The organism is Vibrio fujianensis (assembly GCF_002749895.1).
GTDB lineage: Bacteria > Pseudomonadota > Gammaproteobacteria > Enterobacterales > Vibrionaceae > Vibrio > Vibrio fujianensis.
Genome location: NZ_NBUS01000041.1, coordinates 362,012 through 363,857 on the forward strand (window position 1 = coordinate 362,012; position 1,846 = coordinate 363,857).

General features: G+C 45.7%; 1 protein-coding gene. It reads right to left on the reverse strand.

Annotated elements, in window-relative coordinates:
* Positions 1-1,846: exonuclease subunit SbcC (locus B7C60_RS18670; protein ID WP_483887754.1), on the reverse strand; the 1,846-nt coding region annotated here is incomplete at both ends.

The following is a 1,846-nucleotide window of genomic DNA, read 5'->3' on the forward strand; positions in this document are numbered from 1 at the left end:
CCGGTATACGCATCTTCCACCATTAAGTCGAGGCCTGAGCCCGCGTTCCCTTTCGCCCGCTCCTCCTTACGTTTAAGCCAATAACGTCCTTTACTCATTCGTTGTAAGCGCTGTGAGGCCTGCAGTAGAACATCTTCGAGCAATACGCCTAACACAAAGCGATGTAAGCTCACTTTCGCTCCTGTTCGGCCATTAGCAATATCGCTGAGCGTTCCGTAAATTTGATATTCTTTTTCGAGTGCAGCATTTTGTTCATACAATCGGACCAGTTTCTCACTCACTTGTTGTAAGCTATCAAGTCGAGAGCGATGTTGAGTAAACGTTTTGAGCTTAGCCGATACCTCACTTTCTTGAAGGTCTATCCTAGCTTGAATCTCAGCTGATTGTGGTGGCTGCTTATTAGCTAATGTCTGTTGTAAACTTTCTAATTTGCCTTGTAGTGTAGACCATCGATGCTCAAATTGACGGATGTCGCCCTCTATGGTGCTGATGGAGGCATCATCAATCCGCGCCTGCAAATAATGCTCTTGACTGTCAAAAGGACTTTGGCTTAACGCCACCTGCCATTCTTGCAGTGTGCGTTGCCACGCTTTTGTCCATCTTGTACATTGCTCATTCGTACCGATTAGCGACGATTGTGCGGCAGAGCACTGAGTTTGCATTTGTGTTAAGTGAGTTCTTGCCAATTGCTCCGCTTGCTGTAGCGTTTGTATCTGCTGATGAACAGCAGAGTACTGTTCTCTTACCTGATCGACATGAATAAAGTCACTACTGATTTCCGCTTGTAAACTGGTGACTTGAGTGTGCGCTTCAATTTCCAGCTGTTTCAGATGCTCTAGCGCACTCTTTTGCTGCTCAGCTTGAGCCTGAGTTGTGCGTAGCTCTTGCTCTAACTGGGTAATTTTGACTTCAAGTTGCTGAGGATTTAATTGAGAAAGCTGCTCAATTTCTTGAGTGAGCTGTTTATCCTGCTCTTGCAATACGGTTAAATCGGCGATCTGTTTATCTGCTATCAACTCAGCGAGTTGCTGCCATTCTTTTTCAAAATAGCTCAGCTCACTTTTTACTTGCTGGTATTGCTTTAGCCACTCAACTTCACTGGCTTCTGCTTTTTTCTGCCCGTCTCTGGCTTGTCTTACCTGCTCTTTAGTGACAACGTCACCAGAAAACTGGGCAATATTGGGGTGGGTTTGACTGCCACAGACTGGGCAAGCCTCACCGTCGTTTAATCTTTGAGCCAACTCTGCCGCTTGGTTAGTATGCCAGCACAGTTCTAAGTGATCCGCTTGCCGCCTTGCCAACTTAGCATCCGTTTGTGCTGCTTGATAACCGCTCTCAACCAGCTTAAATTGCTCAGTCTTTTCCTGTTTTTGCTGAACGAATGCGGATTGCTTACGACGTAACGCAATGTGATCGTTTACTTGTGCTTGGGTTAGGAGCTTGGCTTCTAAACGGCCCTTTCGTTGGTAAACTGTATCTAATTGTTCGCGCTGAACTTGTAACTGCGTTTCAAGCGTTTGTACTTTAAGTTGAACTTGCTCGATACTTTTTTGAGCCGCTACGTATTGCTGCTTTGCTTTGTGGTGAAGCTTTTTCTGTTCTTCTAGCGCAGCAAATTTTTTACCAATCCCTTCTAATTGATAACGTTGTTGACTTAGCGGTTCTACTTGCTCCGCAGACTTCGCCGCCTGTTGATAAGCCAGCGTTGCCTCTTCTAACTGCTTTTCGGCCAAAGAAAAGGCTTGCTGCTTAGCGACTTGAGCTTGCTTAGCTAAGTCAAGTTGACGCTGAGCTTCACAATGTTGTTGATAGGGTAAATCAAGACGAGCCGCTTTTTGGGCTTGTT